Annotated in this window: 22 protein-coding genes and 2 tRNA genes; 15 read left to right on the top strand and 9 right to left on the bottom strand. The window is 69.1% G+C overall.

Annotation, left to right across the window (positions count from 1 at the left end; all coding sequences use genetic code 11):
* The first annotated feature begins 40 nt into the window (after positions 1–40).
* Positions 41–112: transfer RNA gene (locus HCA44_RS02150), tRNA-Gln, on the top strand.
* A 161-nt stretch (positions 113–273) separates the two neighbouring features.
* Positions 274–346, top strand: a tRNA-Glu gene (locus HCA44_RS02145).
* Between the two features lie 111 nt (positions 347–457).
* On the opposite strand, the gene HCA44_RS02140 is transcribed toward HCA44_RS02145, so the two are convergent.
* From HCA44_RS02140 to HCA44_RS02130, 3 genes are all read right to left on the bottom strand, one after another.
* Positions 458–625 (bottom strand): DUF5302 domain-containing protein, encoded by a 168-nt coding sequence (locus HCA44_RS02140; RefSeq protein ID WP_169646849.1) that lies wholly within the window; start codon positions 623–625, stop codon positions 458–460.
* A gap of 114 nt (positions 626–739) precedes the next feature.
* Positions 740–1,276, bottom strand: a complete 537-nt coding sequence (locus tag HCA44_RS02135; protein ID WP_169646848.1) for a PPOX class F420-dependent oxidoreductase — start codon at positions 1,274–1,276, stop codon at positions 740–742.
* A gap of 48 nt (positions 1,277–1,324) precedes the next feature.
* Complete coding sequence (locus tag HCA44_RS02130) at positions 1,325–2,026, bottom strand: IclR family transcriptional regulator (protein ID WP_169646847.1); 702 nt, start codon at positions 2,024–2,026, stop codon at positions 1,325–1,327.
* 116 nt (positions 2,027–2,142) lie between these two features.
* On the opposite strand from HCA44_RS02130, the gene leuC reads away from it, so the two are divergent.
* The 3 genes from leuC (at position 2,143) to HCA44_RS02115 (ending at position 5,156) form a co-directional block, all read left to right on the top strand.
* On the top strand, positions 2,143–3,564 hold the full coding sequence (gene leuC, locus HCA44_RS02125) for a 3-isopropylmalate dehydratase large subunit (protein WP_169646846.1): 1,422 nt from the start codon (positions 2,143–2,145) through the stop codon (positions 3,562–3,564).
* 85 nt (positions 3,565–3,649) lie between these two features.
* On the top strand, positions 3,650–4,255 hold the full coding sequence (gene leuD, locus HCA44_RS02120; RefSeq protein ID WP_169646845.1) for a 3-isopropylmalate dehydratase small subunit: 606 nt from the start codon (positions 3,650–3,652) through the stop codon (positions 4,253–4,255).
* Between the two features lie 172 nt (positions 4,256–4,427).
* On the top strand, positions 4,428–5,156 hold the full coding sequence (locus HCA44_RS02115) for an HU family DNA-binding protein (protein ID WP_169646844.1): 729 nt from the start codon (positions 4,428–4,430) through the stop codon (positions 5,154–5,156).
* 86 nt (positions 5,157–5,242) lie between these two features.
* Here HCA44_RS02115 and HCA44_RS02110 read toward each other — a convergent pair whose 3' ends face one another.
* The 3 genes from HCA44_RS02110 to cofC all read right to left on the bottom strand — a co-directional run bounded on the left by HCA44_RS02110 (position 5,243) and on the right by cofC (position 9,380).
* Positions 5,243–6,148 carry an NUDIX hydrolase gene (locus tag HCA44_RS02110; RefSeq protein ID WP_346764540.1) on the bottom strand — a complete coding sequence of 302 codons (906 nt, stop codon included), beginning with the start codon at positions 6,146–6,148 and terminating at the stop codon, positions 5,243–5,245.
* A gap of 142 nt (positions 6,149–6,290) precedes the next feature.
* Complete coding sequence (locus HCA44_RS02105) at positions 6,291–8,402, bottom strand: RNA degradosome polyphosphate kinase (RefSeq protein ID WP_346764539.1); 2,112 nt, start codon at positions 8,400–8,402, stop codon at positions 6,291–6,293.
* Positions 8,403–8,690: 288 nt separating this feature from the next.
* Positions 8,691–9,380: a 2-phospho-L-lactate guanylyltransferase gene (gene cofC, locus HCA44_RS02100; RefSeq protein ID WP_169646843.1), complete on the bottom strand. Its 690-nt coding sequence runs from the start codon at positions 9,378–9,380 to the stop codon at positions 8,691–8,693.
* 151 nt (positions 9,381–9,531) lie between these two features.
* On the opposite strand from cofC, the gene HCA44_RS02095 reads away from it, so the two are divergent.
* The 3 genes from HCA44_RS02095 (at position 9,532) to HCA44_RS02085 (ending at position 12,898) form a co-directional block, all read left to right on the top strand.
* The gene (locus tag HCA44_RS02095) at positions 9,532–10,545 is read left to right on the top strand and encodes an NAD(P)H-dependent glycerol-3-phosphate dehydrogenase (RefSeq protein WP_169646842.1); all 1,014 of its coding nucleotides are present in this window, start codon (positions 9,532–9,534) and stop codon (positions 10,543–10,545) included.
* Positions 10,535–11,707, top strand: a complete 1,173-nt coding sequence (locus HCA44_RS02090) for a cystathionine gamma-lyase (protein ID WP_169646841.1) — start codon at positions 10,535–10,537, stop codon at positions 11,705–11,707. The genes HCA44_RS02095 and HCA44_RS02090 overlap by 11 nt, the downstream gene beginning before the upstream one ends.
* An 84-nt stretch (positions 11,708–11,791) precedes the next feature.
* Positions 11,792–12,898: a D-alanine--D-alanine ligase family protein gene (locus HCA44_RS02085; RefSeq protein ID WP_169646840.1), complete on the top strand. Its 1,107-nt coding sequence runs from the start codon at positions 11,792–11,794 to the stop codon at positions 12,896–12,898.
* Between the two features lie 31 nt (positions 12,899–12,929).
* On the opposite strand, the gene HCA44_RS02080 is transcribed toward HCA44_RS02085, so the two are convergent.
* Positions 12,930–13,553, bottom strand: a complete 624-nt coding sequence (locus HCA44_RS02080) for a DUF3515 domain-containing protein (protein ID WP_169646839.1) — start codon at positions 13,551–13,553, stop codon at positions 12,930–12,932.
* A gap of 178 nt (positions 13,554–13,731) precedes the next feature.
* Between HCA44_RS02080 and HCA44_RS02075 the strand changes: the two genes are divergently transcribed.
* On the top strand, positions 13,732–14,718 hold the full coding sequence (locus tag HCA44_RS02075; protein WP_169646838.1) for a thiamine-phosphate kinase: 987 nt from the start codon (positions 13,732–13,734) through the stop codon (positions 14,716–14,718).
* A 134-nt stretch (positions 14,719–14,852) separates the two neighbouring features.
* Positions 14,853–15,530, top strand: coding sequence for a uracil-DNA glycosylase (locus HCA44_RS02070; protein ID WP_346764525.1), 678 nt, complete (start codon positions 14,853–14,855; stop codon positions 15,528–15,530).
* A gap of 27 nt (positions 15,531–15,557) precedes the next feature.
* Here the strand turns inward: HCA44_RS02070 and HCA44_RS02065 are convergent, their stop codons facing one another.
* Together HCA44_RS02065 and rpmB are read right to left on the bottom strand one after the other, a co-directional pair.
* Positions 15,558–16,325, bottom strand: a complete 768-nt coding sequence (locus tag HCA44_RS02065) for an enoyl-CoA hydratase-related protein (protein ID WP_169646925.1) — start codon at positions 16,323–16,325, stop codon at positions 15,558–15,560.
* 257 nt (positions 16,326–16,582) lie between these two features.
* The gene (rpmB, locus tag HCA44_RS02060; protein ID WP_084385504.1) at positions 16,583–16,774 is read right to left on the bottom strand and encodes a 50S ribosomal protein L28; all 192 of its coding nucleotides are present in this window, start codon (positions 16,772–16,774) and stop codon (positions 16,583–16,585) included.
* A gap of 272 nt (positions 16,775–17,046) precedes the next feature.
* Here rpmB and HCA44_RS02055 point away from each other — a divergent pair, with 272 nt between their 5' ends.
* The 5 genes from HCA44_RS02055 (at position 17,047) to coaD (ending at position 25,579) form a co-directional block, all read left to right on the top strand.
* Entirely contained in the window at positions 17,047–18,738 is a 1,692-nt protein-coding gene (locus HCA44_RS02055) for a DAK2 domain-containing protein (protein ID WP_346764524.1), read from the top strand.
* 14 nt (positions 18,739–18,752) lie between these two features.
* On the top strand, positions 18,753–21,005 hold the full coding sequence (gene recG / locus HCA44_RS02050) for an ATP-dependent DNA helicase RecG (protein WP_169646836.1): 2,253 nt from the start codon (positions 18,753–18,755) through the stop codon (positions 21,003–21,005).
* Between the two features lie 112 nt (positions 21,006–21,117).
* Positions 21,118–24,507 carry a pyruvate carboxylase gene (locus HCA44_RS02045; RefSeq protein ID WP_169646923.1) on the top strand — a complete coding sequence of 1,130 codons (3,390 nt, stop codon included), beginning with the start codon at positions 21,118–21,120 and terminating at the stop codon, positions 24,505–24,507.
* Complete coding sequence (gene rsmD, locus HCA44_RS02040) at positions 24,507–25,073, top strand: 16S rRNA (guanine(966)-N(2))-methyltransferase RsmD (protein ID WP_169646835.1); 567 nt, start codon at positions 24,507–24,509, stop codon at positions 25,071–25,073. The genes HCA44_RS02045 and rsmD overlap by 1 nt, the downstream gene beginning before the upstream one ends.
* The gene (coaD, locus tag HCA44_RS02035) at positions 25,070–25,579 is read left to right on the top strand and encodes a pantetheine-phosphate adenylyltransferase (RefSeq protein WP_169646834.1); all 510 of its coding nucleotides are present in this window, start codon (positions 25,070–25,072) and stop codon (positions 25,577–25,579) included. The genes rsmD and coaD overlap by 4 nt, the downstream gene beginning before the upstream one ends.
* Positions 25,580–25,681: the final 102 nt, after the last annotated feature.

Below are 25,681 nucleotides of genomic sequence, written 5' to 3'. Positions count from 1 at the left end.
GCCCGGTTCTCCTCGTGTGAGCCGGGCCGCAACAGGTCAGTGGGGTATGGTGTAATTGGCAACACAGCTGATTCTGGTTCAGCCATTCTAGGTTCGAGTCCTGGTACCCCAGCGGTGAGCGCGAGTTGCGGATCTGCCCCGAAAGGGCCGATTTTGACTCCGAGCGCCGGGAAGCTAAGCTGACAGAGCTTCGCAAGCGAAGAGCTCAGCTTCCACGCGAAAGACCTTGTCGCACACGGGAAATCGATCCCGTCAGCGGCGAGTGCAAGTCCTGGCCCCGTCGTCTAGCGGCCTAGGACGCCGCCCTCTCAAGGCGGTAGCGCGGGTTCGAATCCCGTCGGGGCTACAACGAAGAACGCCCCCGGTCATCGACCGGGGGCGTTCTTCCATTTCGGGGAACCATACCGCCGTGTTCGCTGATCGGCGACGGTCTCACCCGCTCTGTCTCGCTGCGAGCTCACCCACTCTTGCGCCGGAACTCGCGCTTGTGATCGGCGGGGCCGTGCGCGTGATCCACCTTGGCGTGGGCGTCCTCGTGTGAGCCGCCGGTCGCATGGGTCGCGTGATTCTTGCGTTCGAGCGCCTCGCGGAAGCGTCGTCTGGTCTCGTCGCTCGGTTCGGTCACCGCTCGCTCCTCTCGGTTCGGGACGGGCGGGCCTGACCTGTTGCCGGTGGGACGGGTGCGCCCCGGGTCCGACGCACAGGCCCGCTGCGCTCGAAAATACGCCGCGTGTCCGCTCTACACGGCAGCTTCGCCGGATGCGCCCACCGCTGCCGACGTGACGGATGCCGCGGTGCTGCCCCCGACGGGCATCGCGGGCAGGCCGAGCTTGCGGTGGTCCCACGAGCGGACCCGCTCGGGCACCACGCGGACGACGACGCGCTTGTGCAGCATCGCCTCGACCGCCGGCCGAAGATCGTCCGAGTACGGGCCCGTGTAGCGCTCCCACACGCTGACCCCCACCGGGAACATCGCGCCGGGATCGTCGTGGATCTCGGCGCGGCCTTCGATCGAGACGCCGCGCAATGTGTCGTACGTGTCGCCGTCCTCGACGAGCACCGAGATCCGGCCGTCGCGGCGCAGGTTGGTGGCCTTCTGCGACTTGGCCTTGGTCTCGAACCAGATCTCGCCGTCGATCACGGCGTACCACATGGCGACCAGGTGCGGCATGCCCGACTGCCCGAGGGTGGCCATCGTCGCGACGCGACTGGCTGTCACGAACTCCGCGATCTCGCGGTCGCTCATCGTGATCTGTGCTCGTTGGTTGGTGCCCACGGTGTGTTCCTCTCTTCGCGATCGGTGCCGCGCGCTGCCGCCGGCCGATCACAGACGTTTGTGCAGTGCCTCCGCTGCTGCGAGGAGGTCTGCCGCCCATCGTGCCCCGGGACGGCGTCCCATGCGATCGATGGGCCCGGAGACCGAGATCGCGGCGACCACCGTGCCGCCGGCGTCGCGCACCGGGGCGGCGACGCTCGCGACCCCGGGCTCGCGCTCGGCGGCGCTCTGTGCCCAGCCGCGCCTGCGCACTTCGAGCAGGACGCGCTCGCCGAAAGCGGCGTCGGGGAGGATCGCACGTTGGATCTGCGGATCAGCCCATGCCAGAAGGACTTTCGCGCCAGAGCCGGCCGTCATCGGCAGTCGTGCGCCGACGAGGACCGTGTCGCGTAGACCGGTCGGAGGCTCCATCGACGCGATGCAGATGCGTTGTGTGCCTTCCCGCCGGTACAGCTGGACGCTCTCGCCGGTGATCTCGCGAAGCCGTGGCAGCACCATGGACGCGGCGGACAACAGGGGATCGTTGGCCGTGGCTGCCAGCTCGGCCAGGCCGGGGCCGGTGCACCACAGGCCGTCCGCGTCGCGCGTGAGCAGCCGGTGCACCTCGAGTCCGACCGCGAGTCGATGTGCGGTTGCGCGCGGCAATCCGGTACGCGTGCACAGTTCGGTCAGATTGCACGGCGATTCGGCGACCGCGTGCAGCACGCCCATCGCTTTGTCGAGTACGCCGATGCCGCTATGCTGTCTCATAGGTCGATACCACCCTCTCGCATAGTGAGATCGTAGCGTATCGACGCCCGGGACACCGTGGGTACGGCGCCTGGCCACGAAAGACAGCGACATTCGGAAGACAGCGACACTCGAAGGTGGAAGAGATGACGGAGACACCACGCACGTTGGCGCAGAAGGTCTGGGATCAGCACGTCGTCGTTCGCGGCGAAGGCGATCAGCCGGACCTCATCTACATCGACCTCCACCTCGTGCACGAAGTCACCAGTCCGCAGGCCTTCGACGGGCTGCGTCTGGCCGGCCGTCCGCTGCGCCGTCCCGATCTCACGATCGCGACCGAGGACCACAACGTGCCGACGATCGACATCGACAAGCCCATCGCCGATCCGGTCTCGCGTACTCAGGTCGACACGCTCCGTCGCAACTGCGAAGAGTTCGGTGTGCGCCTGTACCCCATGGGCGATCTCGATCAGGGCATCGTGCACGTCGTCGGCCCGCAGTTGGGTCTCACCCAGCCCGGAACGACCGTCGTGTGCGGAGACAGTCACACGTCCACGCACGGTGCCTTCGGCGCCCTCGCCATGGGCATCGGCACGAGCGAGGTCGAGCACGTCATGGCGACCCAGACCTTGTCGCTGCGGCCGTTCAAGACGATGGCGATCACCGTCGACGGCGAGCTGCCTCCCGGGGTCACGAGCAAGGACCTCGTCCTCGCCGTGATCGCGCAGATCGGGACCGGGGGTGGGCAGGGCTACGTCCTCGAGTACCGGGGCGAGGCCATCGAGAAGCTGTCGATGGAATCGCGTATGACGATCTGCAACATGTCGATCGAAGCAGGCGCACGCGCGGGCATGATCGCGCCCGACGAGACGACCTACGAATTCGTCAAGGGGCGGCCGCACGCTCCGCAAGGAGCCGAGTGGGACGCGGCCGTCGCCGAATGGGAGAAGTTGAAGACCGACGAGGGTGCGGAATTCGACAAGGAAGTCCACATCGACGCGTCGAAGCTCACGCCGTTCGTCACGTGGGGCACCAATCCCGGTCAAGGCGCGCCCCTCGGTGCCTCTGTGCCCGACCCGCGGGACTTCGTCGACGAGAGCGAGCGCTTCGCGGCCGAGAAGGCGCTCGCCTACATGGGTCTCGACGCAGGCACGCCGCTGCGCGATGTGGCGGTCGACACGGTGTTCGTCGGATCGTGCACCAACGGCCGGATCGAGGACCTGCGCGCGGTCGCAGACGTCCTGCGCGGCAGGCACGTCGCCGAGGGCGTACGCATGCTGGTGGTGCCCGGCTCCATGCGCGTGCGCGCACAGGCCGAATCGGAAGGGCTCGGTGAGGTGTTCGAGGCCGCCGGTGCCGAATGGCGTCAGGCGGGGTGCTCGATGTGCCTCGGAATGAATCCCGACCAACTTGCGCCAGGCGAGCGTTCCGCGTCGACGTCGAACCGCAACTTCGAAGGCAGGCAAGGGAAGGGTGGCCGCACGCATCTCGTGTCGCCCGCCGTCGCGGCCGCGACGGCCGTCCGCGGAACGCTTTCCGCACCGGCCGACTTGAACTGAGTCCCGGAGCCGCGTGACCGCGACTTCCCGCCGGTCACGGAATCGGGCACCGGATGCAGGATTCGACATACGTCAGGAGTGAGTCATGGAGAAGTTCACCACACACACCGGAATCGGTGTCCCGCTGCGTCGGTCCAATGTGGACACCGACCAGATCATCCCCGCTGTGTATCTCAAGCGCGTCACGCGAACGGGATTCGAAGACGGCTTGTTCGCCGCGTGGCGCACCGACCCGAACTTCATTCTCAATGTGCCGCCGTACGATCGCGGTTCGGTCCTCGTCGCCGGTCCCGACTTCGGCACCGGGTCGTCGCGCGAGCACGCCGTATGGGCATTGTCCGATTACGGATTCCGCGTCGTGATCGCGTCGCGCTTCGCCGACATCTTCCGCGGCAACGCGGGTAAGGCGGGCTTGCTCGCCGCGCAGGTCGCGCAGAGCGATGTCGAACTGTTGTGGAAACTCCTCGAGGAGCAGCCCGGTCTGGAACTCGTCGTCGACCTCGAGAACAGGACGATCAGTGCGGGAACGACAGTGGTGGCGTTCGACATTGACGACTACACGAGGTGGCGTCTGCTCGAAGGGCTGGACGACATCGGATTGACGTTGCGCCAGGTAGACGCCATTTCGGAGTTCGAAAAGCAAAGGCCTTCATGGAAACCGGTGACGCTCTCCGAAGCTGTGGAGGACTGAGCCGAAACCGCCTTCGTCACATAAAGGTCGCGTATTCGACCGCATACAACCGCCGTATCCCCGGCCCCGCCGATTCGAGAATTGGCGTGGCACATAGACTCTTGCCGTAGTCTGGGTTTACCGTTGTTACAGACGGTCCGAAGACGGACCAACCACTTGGCGGAGGAAATCAATGAACAAGGCAGAACTGATCGATGTTCTGACCGAGAAGCTCGACACGGACCGACGCACCGCCACCGAGGCGGTGGAGAACGTCGTCGACACCATTGTCCGTGCCGTGCATCGCGGCGAGAACGTGACCATCACCGGTTTCGGTGTCTTCGAGCAGCGTCGCCGTGCGGCGCGCGTCGCTCGCAATCCGCGTACGGGCGAAACCGTCAAGGTGAAGCCGACGTCCGTCCCGGCCTTCCGTCCCGGTGCACAGTTCAAGGCCGTCATCGCGGGCTCCCAGAAGCTTCCGGCCTCCGGCCCCGCGGTCAAGCGTGGCGCTGCCGCACCGGTGAAGAAGGCGGCGAAGAAGACCGCGGCCAAGAAGACTGCGGCCAAGAAGACTGCCGCGAAGTCGACGGCGGCCAAGAAGACCACGGCCGCGAAGAAGACCACCGCGGCAAAGAAGACCACCGCGGCAAAGAAGACCACTGCGGCGAAGAAGACTGCCGCGAAGTCGACGGCGGCCAAGAAGACCACGGCCGCGAAGAAGACCACCGCGGCGAAGAAGACCACTGCGGCGAAGAAGACTGCTGCGAAGTCGACGGCGGCCAAGAAGGCCACGGCCGCGAAGAAGGCTCCGGCCAAGAAGACTGCCGCGAAGTCGACGGCGGCCAAGAAGACCACGGCCGCGAAGAAGGCTCCGGCCAAGAAGTCGGCTGCGAAGAAGACTGCGTCCAAGCGGTCGAAGTAGTCGTCGCCTGCTGAATACGACGAGACCTGCTGCCCGGTTGCGCCGGACAGCAGGTCTCGTCGTATGTCGGCGAGGTGCGGAGTCGGTCAGGAGGCGCGGGGCAGGGGAGTGTCGATGTGGTCCGCCGCGACCATCCGGCCGTCGGCGAACGACAGCACCCAGGTACTGCCCTTGCGATTTCGGGCCGGGGGCAGACTCACGCCGTCCCGCGCCGACCACCACTCGACCAGGTCGGGGATGACGCCGCCCTGGCTGCAGACGACGCCCACGCCGCCTTGTGCCGCGATCGCGAGCATGCGCTCGCGTGCGCGTGCCGGATCCGCTTTGTACGCTTCCTCACTCAGGGCCGGTTCGATCTCGATATCTGTGCCGAGAGATGTGGCGAGCGGCTCGACGGTCTGGACGCACCTCGCGCGGTCCGCGCTGTACACCGTGCGCGCACCGAATGCTTCGAGTTGCGGCACGAGCGCATCGGCTTGTGCGCGTCCGCGAGTCTCGAGGGGCCGGTCGGCGTCGTCCCCCTTGTACCGCTTGCGACTTCCCGCTTTCGCGTGTCGGACGAGCAGGATCGTCGACGTGTCGACGGACGCCTCCCCGAATCGTCGGAGCACCTTGCGGTCCATCGGGTACGACAGCTGGTCGACGGCGTCGTGCGGTGTCCACCACCGCAGTTCGTCGACCTCCGAGTTGGGCGCGAACTCCCCGTCGACGAGCTCGCCCGCCCAGAACTGCACGCGCTTGAGTTTGCGATGCCCGGGCACCGGGTACGTCTCGGCAGCGAGATAGCGGCCCAGCCGCACGCGGAAGCCCGTCTCCTCGCCGACTTCCCGGACCGCAGCGACGATCGCGGTCTCGCCAGGATCGAGCTTGCCCTTCGGGAATGACCAGTCGTCGTACTTCGGTCGGTGGATCAGCGCGATCTCGACGCGTTCGGGATCGCGCGGTGATCTGCGCCATACGACGGCGCCTGCGGCAAAGATGTTGGCCTTGATCTGTTTGGAGCCGGACTGTGTGGACCCGGACTTGGTGGAGCCGGATTCTTCGGCAGGGGGATGTGTGCCCACAGCAGGATCTTCCTCTCCCGTATCGCCCGTGCGATGAATCACGACACCGCTCTGTTCAACCGGGCCTGCCTCATGACGCGGAGGTGCGGTTGCGCATGAGTGACTGCTGGTGTTCGCGTACGTCGGCGTCGCGCTCGGGTGCGGCCACCCAGCTGCCGTCGCTCTGGAGTACCCAGCATCGGGTGCGGGCATCGAGTGCGGAATCGAGGATCTCGCCGAGTTGCGCGGTGAGTCGAGGATCCTTGACCTGCGCCATGACCTCGACGCGTCGATCGAGATTGCGATGCATCATGTCGGCGCTGCCGATCCAGTACTCGTCGATTGCCTGGAAATGGAACATCCGGGAGTGTTCGAGGAAGCGCCCGAGAATCGACCGCACCTCGATGTTCTCGCTCAGCCCCGGGACTCCTGGCTTCAACGCGCAGATGCCGCGCACCACGATCTGGACGGGCACCCCGGCAAGCGACGCCCGATACAGCGCGTCGATGACCTGTTCGTCGACGAGCGCATTGGCCTTCAGCCGGATTCGCGCGTCCCGGCCCTCGATCTTCGCCGCGATTTCGCGTTCGATGCGCTCGACGATGCCGCGACGCACGCCGTACGGCGCGACGAGGAGGTTGCGGTAGCGCGACTTTCGGGAGTAGCCGGTGAGCGAGTTGAACAGGTCGGTGAGATCCGCGCCGATCTCCGGTGCTGCCGTGAGCAGTCCGACGTCCTCGTACAGACGCGCGGTTTTCGGGTTGTAGTTGCCGGTGCCGATGTGGCAGTAGCGTCGGATGTGCGAGCCCTCGCGGCGCACGACCAGGCATGTCTTGCAGTGTGTCTTGAGCCCGACGAGACCGTAGACGACGTGCACTCCCGCCTGTTCGAGTTTGCGCGCCCACCGGATGTTCGCCTGCTCGTCGAATCGCGCCTTGATCTCCACCAGCGCGACGACCTGTTTACCCGCCTCGGCCGCGTCGATGAGTGCGTCGACGATCGGGGAATCGCCCGACGTGCGATAGAGGGTCTGCTTGATCGCGAGGACCTGCGGGTCGTCGGCGGCCTGCTCGATGAACCGCTGCACGCTCGTCGAGAACGAGTCGTACGGGTGATGGACGAGCACGTCGCCCTCGCGGAGGGTCGAGAAGACGCTCTTGGGTGTCTCGCGTTCGCCGAACGCCGGATGGGTGGCGGGGACGAAGGGTGCCTCCTTGAGCCCTGGACGGTCGACGCTGTACACCTGCATCAGGCTCGACAGATCGAGCAGACCCGGAACCTGTACGACGTCGCCCGGGTGCACGTCGAGTTCGCGCAACAGCAGCCCGAGCATGTGGTCGGTCATGTCGTCGGAGACCTCGAGGCGCACCGGCGAGCCGAAACGTCTGCGCGCGAGTTCGCGTTCGAGCGCCTGCAGCAGGTCCTCGTCCCGGTCCTCCTCGACCTCGAAATCGGCATTGCGGGTGATCCGGAAGACGTGATGCTCCACGATCTCCATACCCGGGAACAGCACGTCGAGGTGTGCCGAGATCAGATCCTCCATCGGGAGGAAAGCGTCGACGGCGGTGGGGGAGTCGTCGCGTCGCACCCGGACGAACCGCTCGACGTTGTCGGGCACCTTGACGCGCGCGAAATGCTCACCTCCCGTCTCCGCGTCCTTGACCGTCACCGCGAGATTGAGGCTCAGTCCGCTGATGTACGGGAACGGGTGCGCGTGGTCGACCGCGAGAGGTGTGAGCACCGGGAAGACCTGTTCGTGGAAGTACACGGACAAGCGCCTGCGGTCGTCGTCGCCCAGTTCGGACCAACCGATGATCGAAATTCCTTCGCGCGCCAGGGCGGGCTGCACCGAGTCGAGGAACACCCGGGCATGTTTGTCCGAGATCTCCTGGGTACGACGCGCGATGAGGGCGAGTTGTTCGCGCGGGGACAGGCCGTCGGCGGATCGCACGGAGAGCCCGGTCTCGTCGCGGCGCTTGAGGCCTGCGACGCGCACCATGAAGAATTCGTCGAGATTCGACGCGAAGATCGCGAGGAACTTGGCCCGCTCGAGCAAGGGCAACGACGTGTCCTCGGCGAGAGCGAGCACACGCGAGTTGAAGTCGAGCCAACTCAGTTCGCGGTTGAGATACCGGTCGTCCGGCAGGCCCTCGGTGTGCGAACTGGGCAGCACGACCGTGGCGGCGGGCGGTGCTGTGGGAATCGAGGTGGACGCGAACGGGATCTCGGCGGCGTCGGTGTGCCCGGGCGACACCGGTAGACCGCTTCCGCGCTGCGCGGCACGGCCGTCCGACGCGTCCACGGCGGGGGCGCCCTTCCGTCCGGTGTCCTTGCCGGGGGCGCCGGCCTGGGAGGCCGACCGATGTTGCAGGATCTCGCGATTGCTCACTCTCCGATCATCCCCGACGTGGACGCTTACCGACAATCGATGTGGCAAATTCGTCGGGCGACCGCGCGTGCGTCGGCCGGTTCGCCGACGAGGGGCGTCTGTTCAGCCGGCACCGCCCACGAGACACGGGATCTCCGCCGCGATCGCGGCAGTGGCGACGCCGAGCCCGACGTCCGCAGCGGCTCGGAGATCGTCGACGGTGTCGATGTCGGTACGCAGTCCGGGCCAGTCGCCGTCGAGCGCGCGTGCGCCGGACGCGAGGTGCCGGGCGGCCGAGTGCGGGCCGAAGCACGGGTGCAGTGCGAACTCGGCCCCCGAGGCCAGCAGAGCCGACGTGCCGGTGCCGTGCCGGTCGACGACGCACGAGCGGCCGCGCGGTGCCGACCCGAGTGCGTCCCGCAGCTCGTGCGCGTGCAGCGCAGGCAGATCCGCTTGCAGTGCGACGACACCGCCCGGGTAACCCGTGCGACGCACGTGTCGCTCCGCGGCGCGCACCGCGTCGTTGAGTCCCTGCTCGGGCGTGGCGGCAAGGTGGTGTGTCCGGCCGGTGCCCGGGAGCGCGGGCAGCGCCGGCTCGGCGAGGACGAGCGCACCCGCCTGCGTCGCGGCCCGGGCGACGGCCGGATCCGGGGTCACGACCGTGACAGCCTCCACGACGTCGACCGAGAGGGCGGCCGAGACGGTGTCCGTGAGCATCGCGAGCACCAGCCCCGAGCGTGCGCGCGCGTCGAGATGCGCGGCGAGGCGGGACTTGGCCAGTTCGAGGGATTTGACGGCCACGAGGACGTGCACTCGTCCGATCTTGCCAGTAACCCCGGTGCCGCTGTGCGGACACGGGCAGCGGGGCCGTCCGACCGGGCGGGGGCGATAGTGTGGGAGGCCGATGCGTCGGTCGCCGGACGGCCGACCGGAACGGCCGAGTGGTGAAGGCAGAGGGGGTCGTGTGAGCAGGGTGGCTGTGATGGGCGCGGGGTCGTGGGGCACCGCGCTCGCGAAGGTGCTCGCGGATGCCGGCTCGGACGTCACGATGTGGGCGCGGCGCGAATCCGTTGCGCTCGCGATCGCGGAGAACCACGAGAATCCCGATTACCTGCCGGGTACCCGGCTGCCCGACAACGTCGGCGCGACGCACGATCCTGCTCGCGCGACCGACGGGGCGGAGGTCGTCGTCCTCGCAGTCCCGTCGCAGTCGCTGCGCGGCAATCTCGGTCAGTGGCGAGGACTCCTGCCGCCCGACGCGACACTGCTGAGCGTGGCGAAGGGAATCGAGACCGGCACCCTCGCCCGAATGAGCGAGGTGATCGCCGACGTCACCGCGGCCGAGCCCGGACGGATCGCGGCGCTCTCCGGTCCCAACCTCGCGCGCGAGATCGCGCTGGGGCAGCCGGCCGCCACCGTCGTCGCGTGCGGGGATCGCACCCGCGCCGAACGCCTCCAGAAACTGTTCGCCACCGGCTATTTCCGGCCGTACACGACCGACGACGTGATCGGGTGCGAGATCGCAGGCGCCTGCAAGAACGTCATCGCGCTCGCGTGCGGCATGGCGGCCGGAGTCGGACTGGGCGACAACACGCAGGCGAGCATCATCACGCGCGGTCTCGCGGAGATCATCCGCCTCGGCGTCGCGGTACATGCCAAGCCTGCCACCTTCGCCGGCCTCGCCGGTATCGGCGACCTCGTCGCGACCTGCGCCTCGCCGCTCTCACGCAACCGTTCGTTCGGCGAACGTCTGGGCCGTGGCGGGTCGCTCGAGAGCGCCCAGGCCGCGACGCACGGTCAGGTGGCGGAGGGCGTCAAGTCGTGCACCTCGATCCGTGCGCTCGCCGCGCGTCACGACGTCGAGATGCCGCTCACCGAGGCCGTCGACCGCGTGTGTCACGAAGGGCTCGTGGTGCAGGACGCGATCGGACAACTGCTCGGCAGGCGCACGAAACCCGAGTTCCGCCATGACTGGTGACGCCCACCCGCGGGGCTCCTCGACGCGCGCCGTCGCAGCGGTGGCCACTGAACCCGTTGCCGGCCTGCCGATGACGCGAGGCCCGGTGCCTGCAGCGCCCTATCATCTCGGGAAAGACGAAGGCTCCGAATCCGATACGTACGCGCGTGCGTCGCACCCGGGGTGGCGCGACCTCGAGGTCGCGCTCGGCGCGCTCGAACACCCGGGCCGTGGCGTGGATTCCGCGGACATCCACGTCCGCGTGTTCGGTTCGGGAATGGCCGCGATCACCGCGACATTGCGCGCACTGCTGCGCACGGGGGACACGGTCGTCGTGCCGTCCGACGGCTACTACCAGGTGCGCGTCTACGCACACGAGCAACTGGCGAGCCGAGGTGTCACGGTGCACGAGATCGCCACTGCCGCACTGGGTGACGAGGACGTGGTGGACCGGGCCCTTGCGGAGGCGCCGGGCCGGGCCGTCGTACTCGCGGAGACACCGAGCAATCCGACTCTCGACGTGGTGGATCTGCCGGCCCTTGCGGACCGGTGCCGCGCGCACGGCGCGCTGCTCGCCGTGGACAACACGACGGCGACACCGTTCGGGCAGCAGCCATTGCTGCTCGGCGCCGACGTCGTGGTCGCGAGCGGCACGAAGTCACTGTCGGGCCACAGCGATCTCCTCATGGGGTATTCCGCGACCACCGACAGCGCGCTGGCCGCCACGATCGAACGCGAGCGGCTGCATTCGGGCAGCGTGCTCGGCCCGTTCGAGACCTGGCTCGCGGTCCGTAGCCTCGGCACGGCGGGACTGCGGATCCAGCGGCAGAACACCAACGCGCTCGCGCTCGCACGGCTGCTCGAGGCGCACCCCGCGGTGCGGGGAGTGCGGTATCCGGGACTGCCCGGCGACCCGGCGCACGCCGTCGCGACGCGTCGGATGACCGGATTCGGTGGCCTCGTCGCGTTCGACCTTCCGTCGGCGGATGCCTTCCATCGGTTCGTCGACGCGAGCACGCTCGTGACGTCCGCGACGAGCTTCGGCGGAATCCACACCACCGCCGATCGCCGGGCGCGCTGGGGCGATCAGGTCGCCCCCGGGTTCGTCCGGCTCTCGTGCGGCATCGAGGACACGATCGACCTCGTCGCCGATATCGAGGCTGCGCTCGACCGCCTCGCTTGACGCCGGTGCCTGCGGGCACGCTGCGCCCGCGCAGCGGCGAGCCGTGTGCGGCGTCGGCGTGGTCGTGCCGGTACCGTTTGCACCGTGAGCACAACCCGCACCCGCGTCGCCGTCGTGTTCGGTGGGCGTAGCAACGAGCACTCCGTGTCCTGCGTGTCGGCAGGGAGCATCCTCGCCCACCTCGACCCCGAGCGGTTCGACGTCGTCGCGGTCGGGATCACCCCCGACGGCTCCTGGGTCACCAGCGCGGCGGATCTCGAGGCGCTGACCTTCTCCGCGCGGGGACTGCCTGCGGTCGACCCGGACGGACAGCCCCTCGTACTCACCGCCGATCCCACACGTTCGGGCGAGCTCGTCGCGCTCGGCGGCGACGGCGCGGGCGATGTGCTCGCGTCGGTCGACGTCGTTTTTCCTGTGCTGCACGGTGCGTACGGCGAGGACGGCACGATCCAGGGGCTGCTCGAGCTCGCCGACATCCCGTACGTCGGCCCCGGTGTGCTCGCGAGCGCGGCGGGCATGGACAAGGAGTTCACGAAGAAGCTGCTCGCGGCCGACGGCATTCCCGTCGGCAGCCAGATCGTGTTGCGGCCGCACGACGAGACGCTCACCGACGAGCAGCGCGCGACGCTCACCCTGCCGGTCTTCGTCAAGCCTGCTCGCGGGGGATCGTCCATCGGGATCACCCGCGTCACGTCGTGGGAGGGCCTCGACGCGGCTGTCGCACACGCACGGGCACACGACCCCAAGGTCATCGTCGAGAGCGGCATCGTCGGCCGCGAGGTCGAGTGCGGTGTCCTCGAGTTCCCGGACGGCGACGTCCGCGCGAGCGTCGTCGCCGAGATCCGCATGCCCGACACCGACGACGCAGGCGACGCGTTCTACGACTTCGAGACGAAATACCTCGACGACGTGTGCGAGTTCGATGTGCCGGCCAAGCTCGACGACGACGTGTCCGACCAGATCCGCGAGTACGCGGTGCGTGCGTTCCGTGCGCTCGACTGCCAGGGGCTCGCACGCGTCGACTTCTTCGTGACCGAGGACGGTCCGGTCGTCAACGAGATCAACACGATGCCCGGGTTCACACCGATCTCGATGTACCCGCGCATGTGGGCCGCCGCGGGAGTCGACTACCCGACGCTGTTGACCACCCTCGTCGACACCGCGCTCGCGCGGGGCACCGGCCTGCGCTGAGCTGCGTCGGCGACACCGGAGACGGCCCCCATCAGCCGACAGGTGCCGGGTCGAGCGGCTGCTGCGGCAGGGCCGCGGACAGCGTGTCGGAAACATCCTGCAGGGGAGTGGGGCCGGTGCCGTCGGGGATCGTGACACCCACGTAGATGCCGCGGTCGACGGCGAACCAGCTGCTCGACGCCATCCCGACGTCCTGACCGGACACCTCGAACCATTGCACGCCGTTCACGACCTGGAGCGCGGCCGCCTGATCGAACTCGAGCGGGCGGTCGAGCCCGCAGCGCAGGACGATCGGCTCGCCCTCGTCCTGCTGCCACGCCGCGGTCGCCTCCGGTGCGGGTTCGACGAGCTCGGCCCGGTCGAAGTCGCCCAGCTGGTCGGGCAGTGCGGCCATGAGCGTGCCGCACTCCGCGGAAGGCGCGGCCGGTGCGGGTACAGGACCGAGTGCGACGGGCTCACGTTCGGGATTGCGCCCTGCGAGCAGCGCCGAGACGATCAGGCCCACCACGAGTGCGACGGGCAGCGCCACGGCCGTCGCGATGACCGCGGGATGACGGCCGGAGGTGTTGCGGCTCGAGTCGGCGTCGGCGGCGCCGGTGTCTTCGGGGCCGTGCGATTCCGGCGTCTCGTGCTGTTCCGGGCTGTCACCGTGCACCGTGCTGCGTCCTGCTCTGCCCCGGCCGCCCGAGACCGGGGCCGGTGGCGGGTCGGTAGAGTCCTGCGTACAGCACCGAAACTACCGTCCGCCGCGTCCGCGCCGATCAGGAGGCCCGCGCATCAGCGTTCACGACCGACCGGAAGACGACCGACCGGACGACGCGGCGGGCGCCACGGTGTCCGACGTCGGGGAGTTCGGTGTCATCGCGCGCTCCGTCCACGGGCGCACCCAGCCCGCCACCACGCTCGTCGGCCCCGGCGACGACGCCGCGCTCGTCGCCGCCGCGGACGGACGAGTGCTGGTGTCGACCGACATGCTCGTCGAGGGCAGACATTTCCGGCTCGACTGGTCCTCCCCGTACGAGATCGGCGCCAAGGCCGTCGCGCAGAATGCGGCCGACATCGCCGCGATGGGCGGGTGCCCGACCGCATTCGTCGTCGCACTCGGCTGCCCGCCGAGTACCCCCGCGCACGTGCTCGACGATCTCTCCCACGGTATCGGTTCCGCGGCCGAGCAACTCGGCGCCGGCGTCGTGGGCGGCGACCTCGTGGCGGCCGACGCGCTCGTCGTGTCGGTCACGGCACTCGGCTCGCTCGACGACCGCACACCGGTCACACTCTCGGGGGCACGACCAGGGGACGTCGTGGCCGTCGCGGGCCCGGTCGGCGCGTCGGCGGCGGGGCTGGCACTGCTCGTCGCAGGGCACGCGGACCGGTATCCCGCGCTCGCCGCGGCGCACCGTGTCCCGCAGCCGCCCTACGACGCAGCCCTTGCGGCCGCGGACGCGGGAGCGACGTCGATGACGGACGTGTCCGACGGTCTCGTCGCCGATCTCGGGCACATCGCAACCGCGTCCGGGGTGGTCGTCGACCTCGACCGTGCCGCGATCCCGGTGGACCGCGAGCTTCGCGATGCCGCAGACCTGCTCGCCGTGGACGTGGGGGAGTGGGTACTCGGCGGCGGCGAGGATCATGCGTTCGCCGCCACATTCGGACCCGCGACCGCGTTGCCGCCGGGGTGGAGACGCGTGGGCACTGTCACGTCGTCGGACGGTCGGCCCGACGCCGCCGCCGGCGACGGGGCCCGCGCTGCCGCCGGGCTCGTGCGTGTCGACGGTCACCCCTGGGCGGGCGACCGCGGCTGGCAGGCATTCCGGGTATAGGTTGCCCGCATGGCTGTGTACGTCTCCGACGATCGTCCCGTGCCCTCCGGTCCACTGTGCGTCACCGCGGTGCGGCACGACCCATGCTGTGCCGCAGCGTATTCCGAGGTAGTCTCCGCGGCTCTGGTGGGTGCGTGATGCCCGCCCCGCTCGCCGAACTCGTCGAACCCGGATGGTCGACTGCGCTCGAACCCGTCGCCGACCGTGTTGCGCGGATGGGGGACTTTCTGCGCGCAGAACTCGCGGCCGGGCGTGAGTACCTGCCGTCGGGCCCGAACGTGTTGCGCGCGTTCGCCGCGCCGTTCGACGACGTCAAAGTGCTCGTCGTCGGACAGGATCCATATCCCACTCCGGGACACGCTGTGGGGCTGAGCTTTTCGGTGTCGCCGGAGGTGCGTCCGGTGCCGCGGAGTCTCGCGAACATCTTCACCGAGTACTCCGCCGACCTCGGGTACGACACCCCGCGGTCGGGCGACCTGTCGCCGTGGACGCATCAAGGTGTGCTGCTGCTCAACCGCGTGCTCACCGTCGCGCCCGGCGCCGCGGCGTCGCACCGGGGCAAGGGATGGGAAGCGGTCACCGAGCAGGCCATCCGGGCTCTCGTCGCCCGCGAACGCCCGCTCGTCGCGATCCTGTGGGGCCGGGACGCTCGCACCCTGAAGCCGATGCTCGGGCACGTGCCGACGATCGAGTCGGCGCATCCGTCGCCGCTGTCCGCGTCCCGCGGGTTCTTCGGCTCGCGCCCGTTCAGCCGCGTGAACGAACTGCTCGCCGAGATGGGCGCGGAGCCCGTCGACTGGCGGCTGCCGTGAGGCCCGGGACGGCAGCCGCCGTGGCGGTCAGTACTGCTTGACCGAGCCGAAATCGGGCCTGCGCTTCTGGACGAATGCATCGACGCCCTCACGGCCCGTGGGGGTGTCGGCAGCAGCCGAGATCGAGGCCGCTTCGGCGTCGAGCTGTTCGGTGAGGGTGCTGGTGCGCGAGGCGGACAGCAGAGCCTTGGTGCCGCGGTAGGCCGGCGTCGGTCCCGCCGCGATCGTCCGCGCGAGCCGCAAGGCCTCGTCCTGGACGAGATCGTCGCCCACGAGGCGCGCGAGGATGCCGATGCGCGCCGCTTCGTCGGCACCGAGTGTCTCGTCTGTGAGCAGGATCTCGCGGGCGCGGCCGAGACCCACCAGTCGGGGGAGCGACCACGTGAGACCGCCGTCGGGCGTGAATCCGATACCCGGATACGCGGGGCGGAGTTTCGTTGCGGGACCACCGATCGCGATGTCGGCACAGCACACCAGGCTCATGCCCGCGCCCGCGGCCCAGCCCTGGACGCCCGCAACGATCGGGACCTCGGTCGCGTCGAGGGCGCGGACGAATCCGTGGAACGAGTCCGCGACCGCCATGACGTGCGATCCGCGGTTCTCCGCGTTCGCGAAGCCCACGACATTGCCGCCCGCGCAGAAGTTGGGGCCTTCGCCGACGAGGAGCACACAGCCGAGATCGTCGCCCGCGGCCTCGAGAGCGCGCGTGCCCTGCGCGACGCCCTCCGAGTCGAGCGACGAACCCGCGGCGGCAGTCGCGACCGTGATACGGAGGACGCCGTCCTCGAAGTGCACGTACGAGCGCTCCGTGCCGGCCGCGTCGCCTGCTCCGGCCCCCGAGCCCAGGGCGCCAGGGTCGTTCGTGCCGTCGAAGCGGGGGTCGGAAGGATCTGGTGAAGTCACGGGCAGCACCTTACGGGTCGTGCCCGCACGGGCCCCAGCACGGGTCGGGCACACGCCGACCGGTTCCGCCGTGCACACACGACGATGCCCCCGGCACTCGAAGTGCCGGGGGCATCGTCGTGAAAACGTTCGCTCGGAACGAGCGAGAGTCAGCCGCGCGTGACCTTGCCTGCCTTGAGGCACGAGGTGCACACGTTGAGCTTGCGGGTGTTACCCGGCGCAACCTCGGCGCGGACGGTCTGGATGTTCGGGTTCCAGCGACGGTTGGTACGCCGGTGCGAGTGCGAGACCGACTTCCCGAAGCCGGGGCCCTTGGCGCATACGTCGCAGACGGCAGCCATGTCGCGAACTCCTTCGGATAGAAACTCGAGTGGTGAAACGTGCAATGTTCTCGCCGACGACGAGGACGAAAAAGGACGACGCCCTGTCGGAGGCAACCGTGCAAGAATAGCCGTTCCGCACGTCCGACGCCAAACCGGGGTCGAGGGCTGCCCGCGCCGGGCCCGATGCGACCGCCCGCCGCGGGCGCGAGCCGGCCGTTCGGCCACGTGCTCGCCGCGCTCGTGCCGAGACTACGCTGGCGCTACGGATCGGGGACGAGAGGACGGTGACGGTGGCGGAGCAGCGCGCGGCGTACGTGGCCCCTCGACGGGCGGACGACCTGCTCGTCGCGTGGGCTCGTGCAGGCGTGGAGGCACTCGCCAGGCGGTGCGACGAGATCAACGATCTCAACGTCTTCCCCGTGCCGGATTCCGACACGGGCACGAATCTGCTGTTCACCATGCGCGCGGCGCTGGCGGCCGTCACCGATGCAGGCTCACGCGAGGACGTCACGGACGACGACGGGGTGGCGCTCGCGTCGGCACTCGCGAAAGGTGCTGTCAGCGGTGCGCGGGGCAACTCCGGCGTCATCCTGTCGCAGGTGCTGCGTGGTTTCGCCGACGCGGCGCAGGCACAGCCGGATGCGTCCGGATTCGACACCGGTCTTCTGCGCACCGGGCTGCGTCGTGCGACCGAACTCGTCGTGGAGTCGGTGAGCTTCCTCGTCGAGGGCACCATCGTCACCGCACTGCGTGAGGCTGCCGACGCCGCGTCGGCGCTCGACGACGCCGTCCCCCTCGCGGTGTCCGCGGTGGTCGTCGCCGATGCCGCTGCCGACGCGCTCGGCCGCACCCCCGCTCAACTCGACGCGCTCGATCAGGCGGGTGTCGTGGACGCGGGGGCATTCGGATTCGTCGTCCTCGCGGATGCGCTCGTCGAGGTCGTCACGGGCATCGCGCCTGCTCGCGAGCTCGCACTGCGCCGGACTCCGCGAGCGGGGGCACACACGCCCGGGGCCTCCGGCCGTCCCGGCAGCATCGAATGCGCCGATCATTCCGACCACGATTTCGAAGTCATGTATCTCGTCGGGGACACCGATGCCGACGCGGCACGCGAGCTGCGCCGGCGGCTGGAGGGGATCGGCGATTCGGTGGTCATCGTGGGCGACGGCGACGGATGCTGGTCGGCGCACGTGCACTGCACCGATGCGGGCGCCGCGATCGAGGCAGGTCTCGGGCTCGGCCGCATCCACGACATCCGTGTGTCGAGCTTCGTCGTCGACGAGCTACGCAGGCGCACGCCCCGTGTCGAGCATGCGGTGCGCACGGAGCGGGGAGTGCTCGCGGTCGCGGCGGGCGACGCGGCCGCCGACCTGTTCGGCGCCGAGGGGGCCGCGGTGCTGCGCTGCGACGAGTCCGTCACCCGCGCGGCGCTGCTCGACGCGATCCGCGCGATGGACCGGCGGCAGGTGCTCGTGTTGCCGAACGGCGCCCTGCCGCCTCAGGAGGTGGTGGCCGTCAGCGCTGCGGCGCGGGACTCGGACCACGAGGTGTTCATGCTCGCGACGTCCTCGATGGTGCAGGGGCTCGCTGCGCTCGCAGTCCACGACCGTACGCGCGACGTACGCGACGACGCGTACACGATGTCGGAGGCGGCCGCGTCGACACGCTGGGGTTCGCTGCGCATCGCGCGCGAACGGGCGCTCACCTACGTCGGCACGTGTGAGCCGGGCGACGGGATCGGCCTCATGGGCCACGAGGTGATCGTGATCGATCACGACGTCGCGAGCGCCGCGCGCCGGCTTGCCGACCTCGCGGTCGGCAGCGGCGGCGGCGAACTCGTGACGCTCCTGCGCGGCGCCGAGGAGCCGGACGGCTTCTGCGACGGGCTGACCGACTACATCGAGAGTCGGTACCCCGGTGTAGAGGTGGTGGTCTACGACGGCGGACAACCCGGCGACCTGTTCCAGCTGGGCGTCGAATAGCGGCAGGAGACTCGATGGCAACGCTCGGAGACCGGATCGACGGCATCGTCTCCCGCGCGCACGCGGATGCGCTGGAAGGCGCCTTCGAGATCGTCACCGTCGAGGACCTGCTGCGCCACTATCCGCAGCGGTACGCCTCGCAGGGCCGTGATCTGGCGGAACAGGATCCACCGGAGGGCGAGCACCTCACGATCGTCGCGCGCGTCGTCTCTGCCGCCGAGGTGCGCATGAAGAGCCGTCGCGGCTCGATGCTCAAGGTCGTGCTCGCGACCGACACACAGAAGGTCGATGTCACGTTCTTCAACCCGCACAAGGTCAAGCACGTCATCCGTCCCGGCGTGCGGGCGATGTTCTCGGGCACGGTCAAGTACTTCCGCGGCAAGTGGAGCCTCACCCATCCCAGCTATCTGGTGCTCCCCGAACCCGTCGAGGGCGCCGACCCGGTGATGACGGTCGGCCGCATCCGCGGCGCGGGTCAGCTCGCGGGCATCGCCCGGGCGTCGGGCGCCGGGGGCGAGGTCGACATGTCGATCTTCGAACGCCCGCTGATCCCCATCTATCCCGCCACGCGCGACGTCGAGAGCTGGACGATCCTCGCGTGCGTCCAGCAGGTCCTCGAGCAGCTCGACGACATCGACGATCCACTGCCCGCCGAGATTCGCGACGCGCAGGGATTCGTCGGGCTCCGCACCGCACTGCACGACGTCCACCTGCCCGACGAACGCACACAGATCGAGGCGGCGCACGATCGCCTTCGGTTCGACGAGGCACTCGCGCTGCAACTCGTCCTCGCTACCCGCAGACACGACAACGCTCAACGCCTCGCGCCCGCGTGCCCGCCGCACGGCGACGGCATCGCAGCGGCATTCGACGCGCGACTTCCGTTCGAACTCACCGACGGCCAGCGCGCCGTCGCCACCGAGATTTCCGACGACCTCTCGCGACCGCACCCGATGAGCCGTCTACTGCAGGGTGAGGTGGGTTCCGGCAAGACGATCGTCGCCCTGCGCGCGATGCTGCAGGTCGTCGACTCGGGGCGTCAGTGTGCGCTGCTGGCGCCCACCGAGGTACTCGCGACGCAGCACGCGACGTCGATCCGCGCGATGCTCGGCGACCTGGGGAAGGCGGGGGAACTGGGCGCCGCGGAGAACGCGACGCGCGTCGCGCTGCTCACCGGCTCGATGTCGGCGGCCGACAAGAGGGCGGCGATGCTCGAAGCCGTCACCGGCGATGCGGGCATCGTGATCGGCACGCACGCTCTGATCCAGGACGGCGTCGAGTTCTTCGATCTCGGCATGGTCGTGGTCGACGAACAACACCGGTTCGGTGTCGAGCAGCGTGACCGGCTGCGTTCGCGTGCACGCGAAGGCATCAGCCCCCACTTGTTGGTGATGACCGCGACCCCTATCCCGCGCACGATCGCGATGACCGTCCTCGGCGACCTCGAGGTGTCGACATTGCGGGAGTTGCCGCGTGGCCGTTCGCCGATCAAGAGCAACGTCGTTCCCGCGAGCCAGAAACCGCAGTGGGTCACGCGGGCATGGGAGCGCATCCGCGAAGAGGTCGCCGAGGGGCGGCAGGCGTACGTCGTGTGTTCCCGCATCGGCGACGGGGGAGAAGGCGACGGGGAGGACGGCCCCGACGGCAAGGAGAACCCCACCGTCTCCGCGATCGACCTGTATCACGCCCTCGGCGCCGACACCCTGTCCGATCTGCGCGTCGGCCTGCTGCACGGCAGGCTGCCGTCCGACGAGAAGGACGCCGTCATGGCCGAATTCGCGGCGGGCGACATCGACGTCCTGGTCTGCACGACGGTCGTCGAGGTCGGCGTCGACGTCCCCAATGCGACCGTCATGGTCGTGATGGACGCCGACCGGTTCGGTGTGAGCCAACTGCACCAGCTGCGCGGCCGCGTCGGGCGCGGAAAACACCAGGGGCTGTGCATCCTCGTCACACAGATGAATCCCGGTGGGCCGACCTACGAGCGTCTGTCGCAGGTCGCGGCCACCAACGACGGCTTCGCGCTCGCGCAACTCGATCTCGCGACGCGGCGCGAAGGCGACGTGCTCGGTTCGGCCCAGTCGGGTGCGACCACCACACTCCGGTTGCTCTCGCTCGTCGGCCACGAGGACGTGATCGCCGCGGCTGCCGCACTCGCGACGGAGGTCGTGACGGACGATCCGAGCCTCGAGCGTCATCCCGGCCTCGCGGCGCTCGTGGGTTCGTCGCTCGACGCCGAGCGGCTGTCGTATCTCGAGAAGACCTGACCACATCTCGAGACAGCGGAGCCGGGGACGCACCGTCCTGGAGTGATCGGCGACACGGTAGATTTCAGGAATGCCTACAGCAGACGTTCTCGCCGGCGCCACCGCGCCGACCATGTTCTCGAAGGTTCTCGTCGCCAACCGTGGCGAGATCGCGATCCGAGCGTTCCGTGCCGCGTACGAACTGGGCGCCGGAACGGTCGCGGTGTATCCCTACGAGGACCGTAATTCCGTGCATCGGCTCAAGGCCGACGAGGCGTACCAGATCGGTGAGGAGGGGCATCCGGTCCGGGCGTATCTGTCGGTCGACGAGATCGTCGCGGCGGCGCAGCGTGCCGGTGCGGACGCGGTTTATCCGGGATACGGGTTCTTGTCGGAGAATCCGGATCTCGCGGCGGCGTGTGCGGCGGCGGGGATCACGTTCGTCGGTCCGTCGGCGGAGGTGCTCGAGCTGACCGGGAACAAGGCGCGGGCGATCGCGGCGGCGAAGGCCGCGGGGCTGCCGGTGCTCGCGTCGAGTGAGCCGTCGGCCGATGTCGATCATCTCGTCGAGGTCGCGCGGGAGATGCAGTTCCCGGTGTTCGTCAAGGCCGTCGCCGGTGGCGGTGGGCGGGGTATGCGTCGCGTGGCCGAGCATGCGCTGTTGCGGGAGGCGATCGAGGCGGCGTCGCGGGAGGCGGAGTCGGCGTTCGGGGATCCGACGGTGTTCCTCGAGCAGGCGGTGGTCGATCCGCGTCATATCGAGGTGCAGATCCTCGCGGACACGCACGGCGATGTGATGCATCTGTTCGAGCGGGACTGTTCGGTACAGCGTCGGCACCAGAAGGTGATCGAGCTCGCGCCGGCACCGAATCTGGATCCGGAGTTGCGGGAGCGGATCTGCGCCGACGCGGTGGCGTTCGCGCGGCAGATCGGGTACTCGTGTGCGGGCACGGTCGAGTTCCTCCTCGATGCGCACGGCAATCACGTGTTCATCGAGATGAACCCGCGGATCCAGGTCGAGCACACGGTGACCGAGGAGATCACCGACGTCGACCTGGTGCAGTCGCAGATGCGGATCGCGGCGGGTGCGAGCCTGACGGAGCTGGGTCTGTCGCAGGAGTCGGTGTCGATTCGTGGTGCCGCGCTGCAGTGCCGGATCACGACCGAGGATCCTGCGAACGGGTTCCGTCCCGACACGGGCCGGATCACCGGTTACCGCACCCCGGGCGGGGCTGGGGTGCGGCTCGACGGCGGCACGAGCGTCGGCGCCGAGGTCAGTGCGCATTTCGATTCGATGCTGGTCAAGCTCACGTGCCGCGGCCGCGATCTCGAGGCGGCGGTCGCGCGCGCCAAGCGCGCGGTCACCGAGTTCCGCATCCGTGGTGTGTCGACGAACATCCCGTTCCTGCAAGCGGTGCTCGACGACCCGGACTTCCGCGCAGGAGACGTCACGACGTCGTTCATCGAGCAGCGGCCGGGTCTGCTCACGCTGCGCTCGTCGGCCGATCGGGGCACGAAGATCCTCGAGTATCTCGCCGACGTCACGGTCAACAAGCCGCACGGTGAGCGTGCGTCGACGGTCTATCCGCACGACAAGCTCCCCACTGTCGATTTGTCGACGCCGCCGCCGGACGGGTCGCGGCAACGGCTGCTGACGCTCGGGCCGGACGGGTTCGCGGCCGCGCTGCGTGAGCAGTCCGCCCTCGCGGTCACCGACACCACCTTCCGCGACGCGCACCAGTCGCTGCTCGCCACCCGCGTGCGCACCTCGGGCCTGGTTGCCGTCGCCCCGTACGTCGCGCGCACCACCCCCGAGTTGCTCTCGCTCGAATGCTGGGGCGGCGCCACCTACGACGTCGCGCTGCGCTTTTTGAAGGAAGACCCGTGGGAGCGGCTCGCGGCGCTGCGTGAGGCGGTACCGAACATCTGCCTGCAGATGCTGCTGCGTGGCCGCAACACCGTCGGCTACACCCCGTATCCGCAGCAGGTCACGTCCGCGTTCGTCGCCGAGGCCGCCGCCACCGGCATCGACATCTTCCGCATCTTCGACGCCCTCAACAATGTCGACCAGATGCGGCCCGCGATCGACGCCGTCCGCGAGACCGGCACCACGGTCGCCGAGGTCGCCCTGTCCTACACCGGCGATCTGACCGACCCGAACGAAGATCTCTACACCCTCGACTACTACCTGCGTCTGGCCGAACAGATCGTCGACGCGGGCGCGCACGTCCTCGCGATCAAGGACATGGCCGGACTGCTCCGGGCACCCGCCGCCACCCGCCTGGTGTCCGCGCTCAAGAGCAACTTCGATCTGCCGGTGCACGTGCACACCCACGACACCCCCGGCGGTCAGCTCGCCACCTACCTCGCCGCGTGGCAGGCCGGTGCCGACGCCGTCGACGGCGCGTCGGCCCCGCTCGCGGGCACCACCAGCCAGCCCGCACTGTCCGCGATAGTCGCCGCCGCCGCGCACACCGACCGCGACACCGGCCTCGACCTGCAGGCGGTGTGCGATCTCGAACCGTACTGGGAGGCGTTGCGCAAGGTGTACGCGCCGTTCGAGTCCGGTGTCCCGGCCCCCACCGGGCGCGTCTACACCCACGAGATCCCCGGCGGACAGCTGTCGAACCTGCGCCAACAGGCCATCGCCCTCGGCCTGGGCAACCGGTTCGAGGACGTCGAAGCCGCGTATGCGGCGGCCGACCGCATGCTCGGCCACCTGATCAAGGTGACGCCGTCGTCGAAGGTCGTCGGCGACCTCGCCCTCGCCCTGGTCGGTGCCGGGGTCTCGGCGGCCGAGTTCGAGGCGAACCCGCGCCGCTACGACATCCCCGACTCGGTGATCGGGTTCCTGCGCGGCGAACTCGGCGAACCCGCGGGCGGCTGGCCCGAACCGCTGCGCTCCCGCGCCCTCGAAGGCCGCGGCCCGGCCAAGCCCGAACAGACCCTCACCGGCGAGGACGAGAAGGCACTGTCGGCCGAGAGCGACTCACGCACCCGGCGCGCGACGCTCAACCGGCTGTTGTTCCCCGGGCCCACACAGGAATTCGAGGACCATCGCGACCGGTACGGAGACACCTCGCTGTTGTCGGCGAACCAGTTCTTCTACGGACTGCGCCAGGGTGAAGAGCATCGGGTGCGTCTGGCGAAGGGCGTCGAGTTGCTCATCGGACTCGAAGCGGTGTCCGATCCCGACGAGCGCGGCTACCGCACCGTCATGTGCATCCTCAACGGCCAGTTGCGGCCCACCGCCGTGCGCGACCGCGCGATCGCGTCCGACGTTCCCGCCGCCGAGAAGGCCGACCGCACCAACCCCGCACATGTCGGCGCCCCCTTCGCGGGCGTCGTCACCCTCACCGTCGCCGAGGGCGACACCGTCACCGAAGGCGACACCATCGCCACCATCGAAGCGATGAAGATGGAAGCCGCCATCACCGCACCACGCGGCGGCACCGTCACGCGCCTCGCGATCGGATCGGTCCAGCAGGTCGAGGGCGCGGATCTGTTGCTCGAGATCAACTGATGACCCGTATCGTCGCGGGTCGCGCACGCGGTCGGAGGCTCGAGGTGCCGCCGAGCGGCACCAGACCCACCTCCGACCGTGTGCGCGAAGCGATGTTCAGCGCGATCGAGAGCAGGCTCGATCTCGACGGTGCGGCGGTGCTCGACCTGTACGCCGGGTCGGGCGCCCTCGGCCTCGAAGCCCTCTCGCGCGGTGCCGCGCACGTGGTCCTCGTCGAGTCGGACGCACGTGCCGCGAAGACGGTGTCGCGCAACATCGCGGCGGTCGACCTGCCCGGCGCGTCGGTGCGCACCGCGTCGGTCGCCGCGGTCACCGGCGGGCGGGCCGACCGCGAATACGATCTCGTGCTCGCGGACCCGCCTTATGCCGTCCCCGCGGACGACATCGACCGGATGCTCGCGGCGTTGCGCGACAACGGTTGGGTAGGGGACGGCACCGTCGTCGTGGTCGAGCGGTCGACGCGTTCGCCCGAAACGGAATGGCCGCCCGGCTACGAAGCGGACCGCACCAAGAAGTACGGGGAGACGCGAGTCGAATTCGCCACCTGCTACGGTCTCGCACCATGACAGGCGCCGTGTGTCCCGGATCGTTCGACCCCGTCACGAATGGTCACCTCGACGTGATCACCCGTGCCGCAGCACAGTTCGACGACGTGATCGTCACCGTCATGATCAACAAGAAAAAGCAGGGTCTGTTCTCGGTCGACGAACGCATCGCGATGATCGAGGAGGCGACGGCGGCGCTGCCGAACGTCCGCGTCGCGGCATGGCACGGATTGCTCGTCGACTTCGCGCGGCAGGAAGGTGTCTCCGCGATCGTCAAGGGGCTGCGCGGCGCCAACGACTTCGACTACGAGTTGCAGATGGCGCAGATGAACCAGAAGCTCACCGGTGTCGACACGCTGTTCCTTGCGACGAATCCCGCACTGAGCTACTTGTCGAGTTCGCTCGTCAAGGAAGTGGCGACGTTCGGTGGCGACGTCGCGGGCATGCTTCCGGAGAGTGTGCACACCAAGCTCCTCGCGCGGCTGAGTGAGCGGGCCGAGGCGGCGAAGGCGGCCGGCCCCGCCTGACGCGGCACCGTGCGGGCCCGTCGGGTGTGACGGTGCGCTCGCCGACACACCGGCCGTGCCCACCACACTTGTGCTGCGACGTCGTGCAGACTTGAGAAGTCG

This window comes from Rhodococcus sp. HNM0569 (assembly GCF_012726205.1).
GTDB lineage: Bacteria > Actinomycetota > Actinomycetes > Mycobacteriales > Mycobacteriaceae > Rhodococcus_F.
This window is presented reverse-complemented; position numbering and strand designations above follow the sequence as displayed.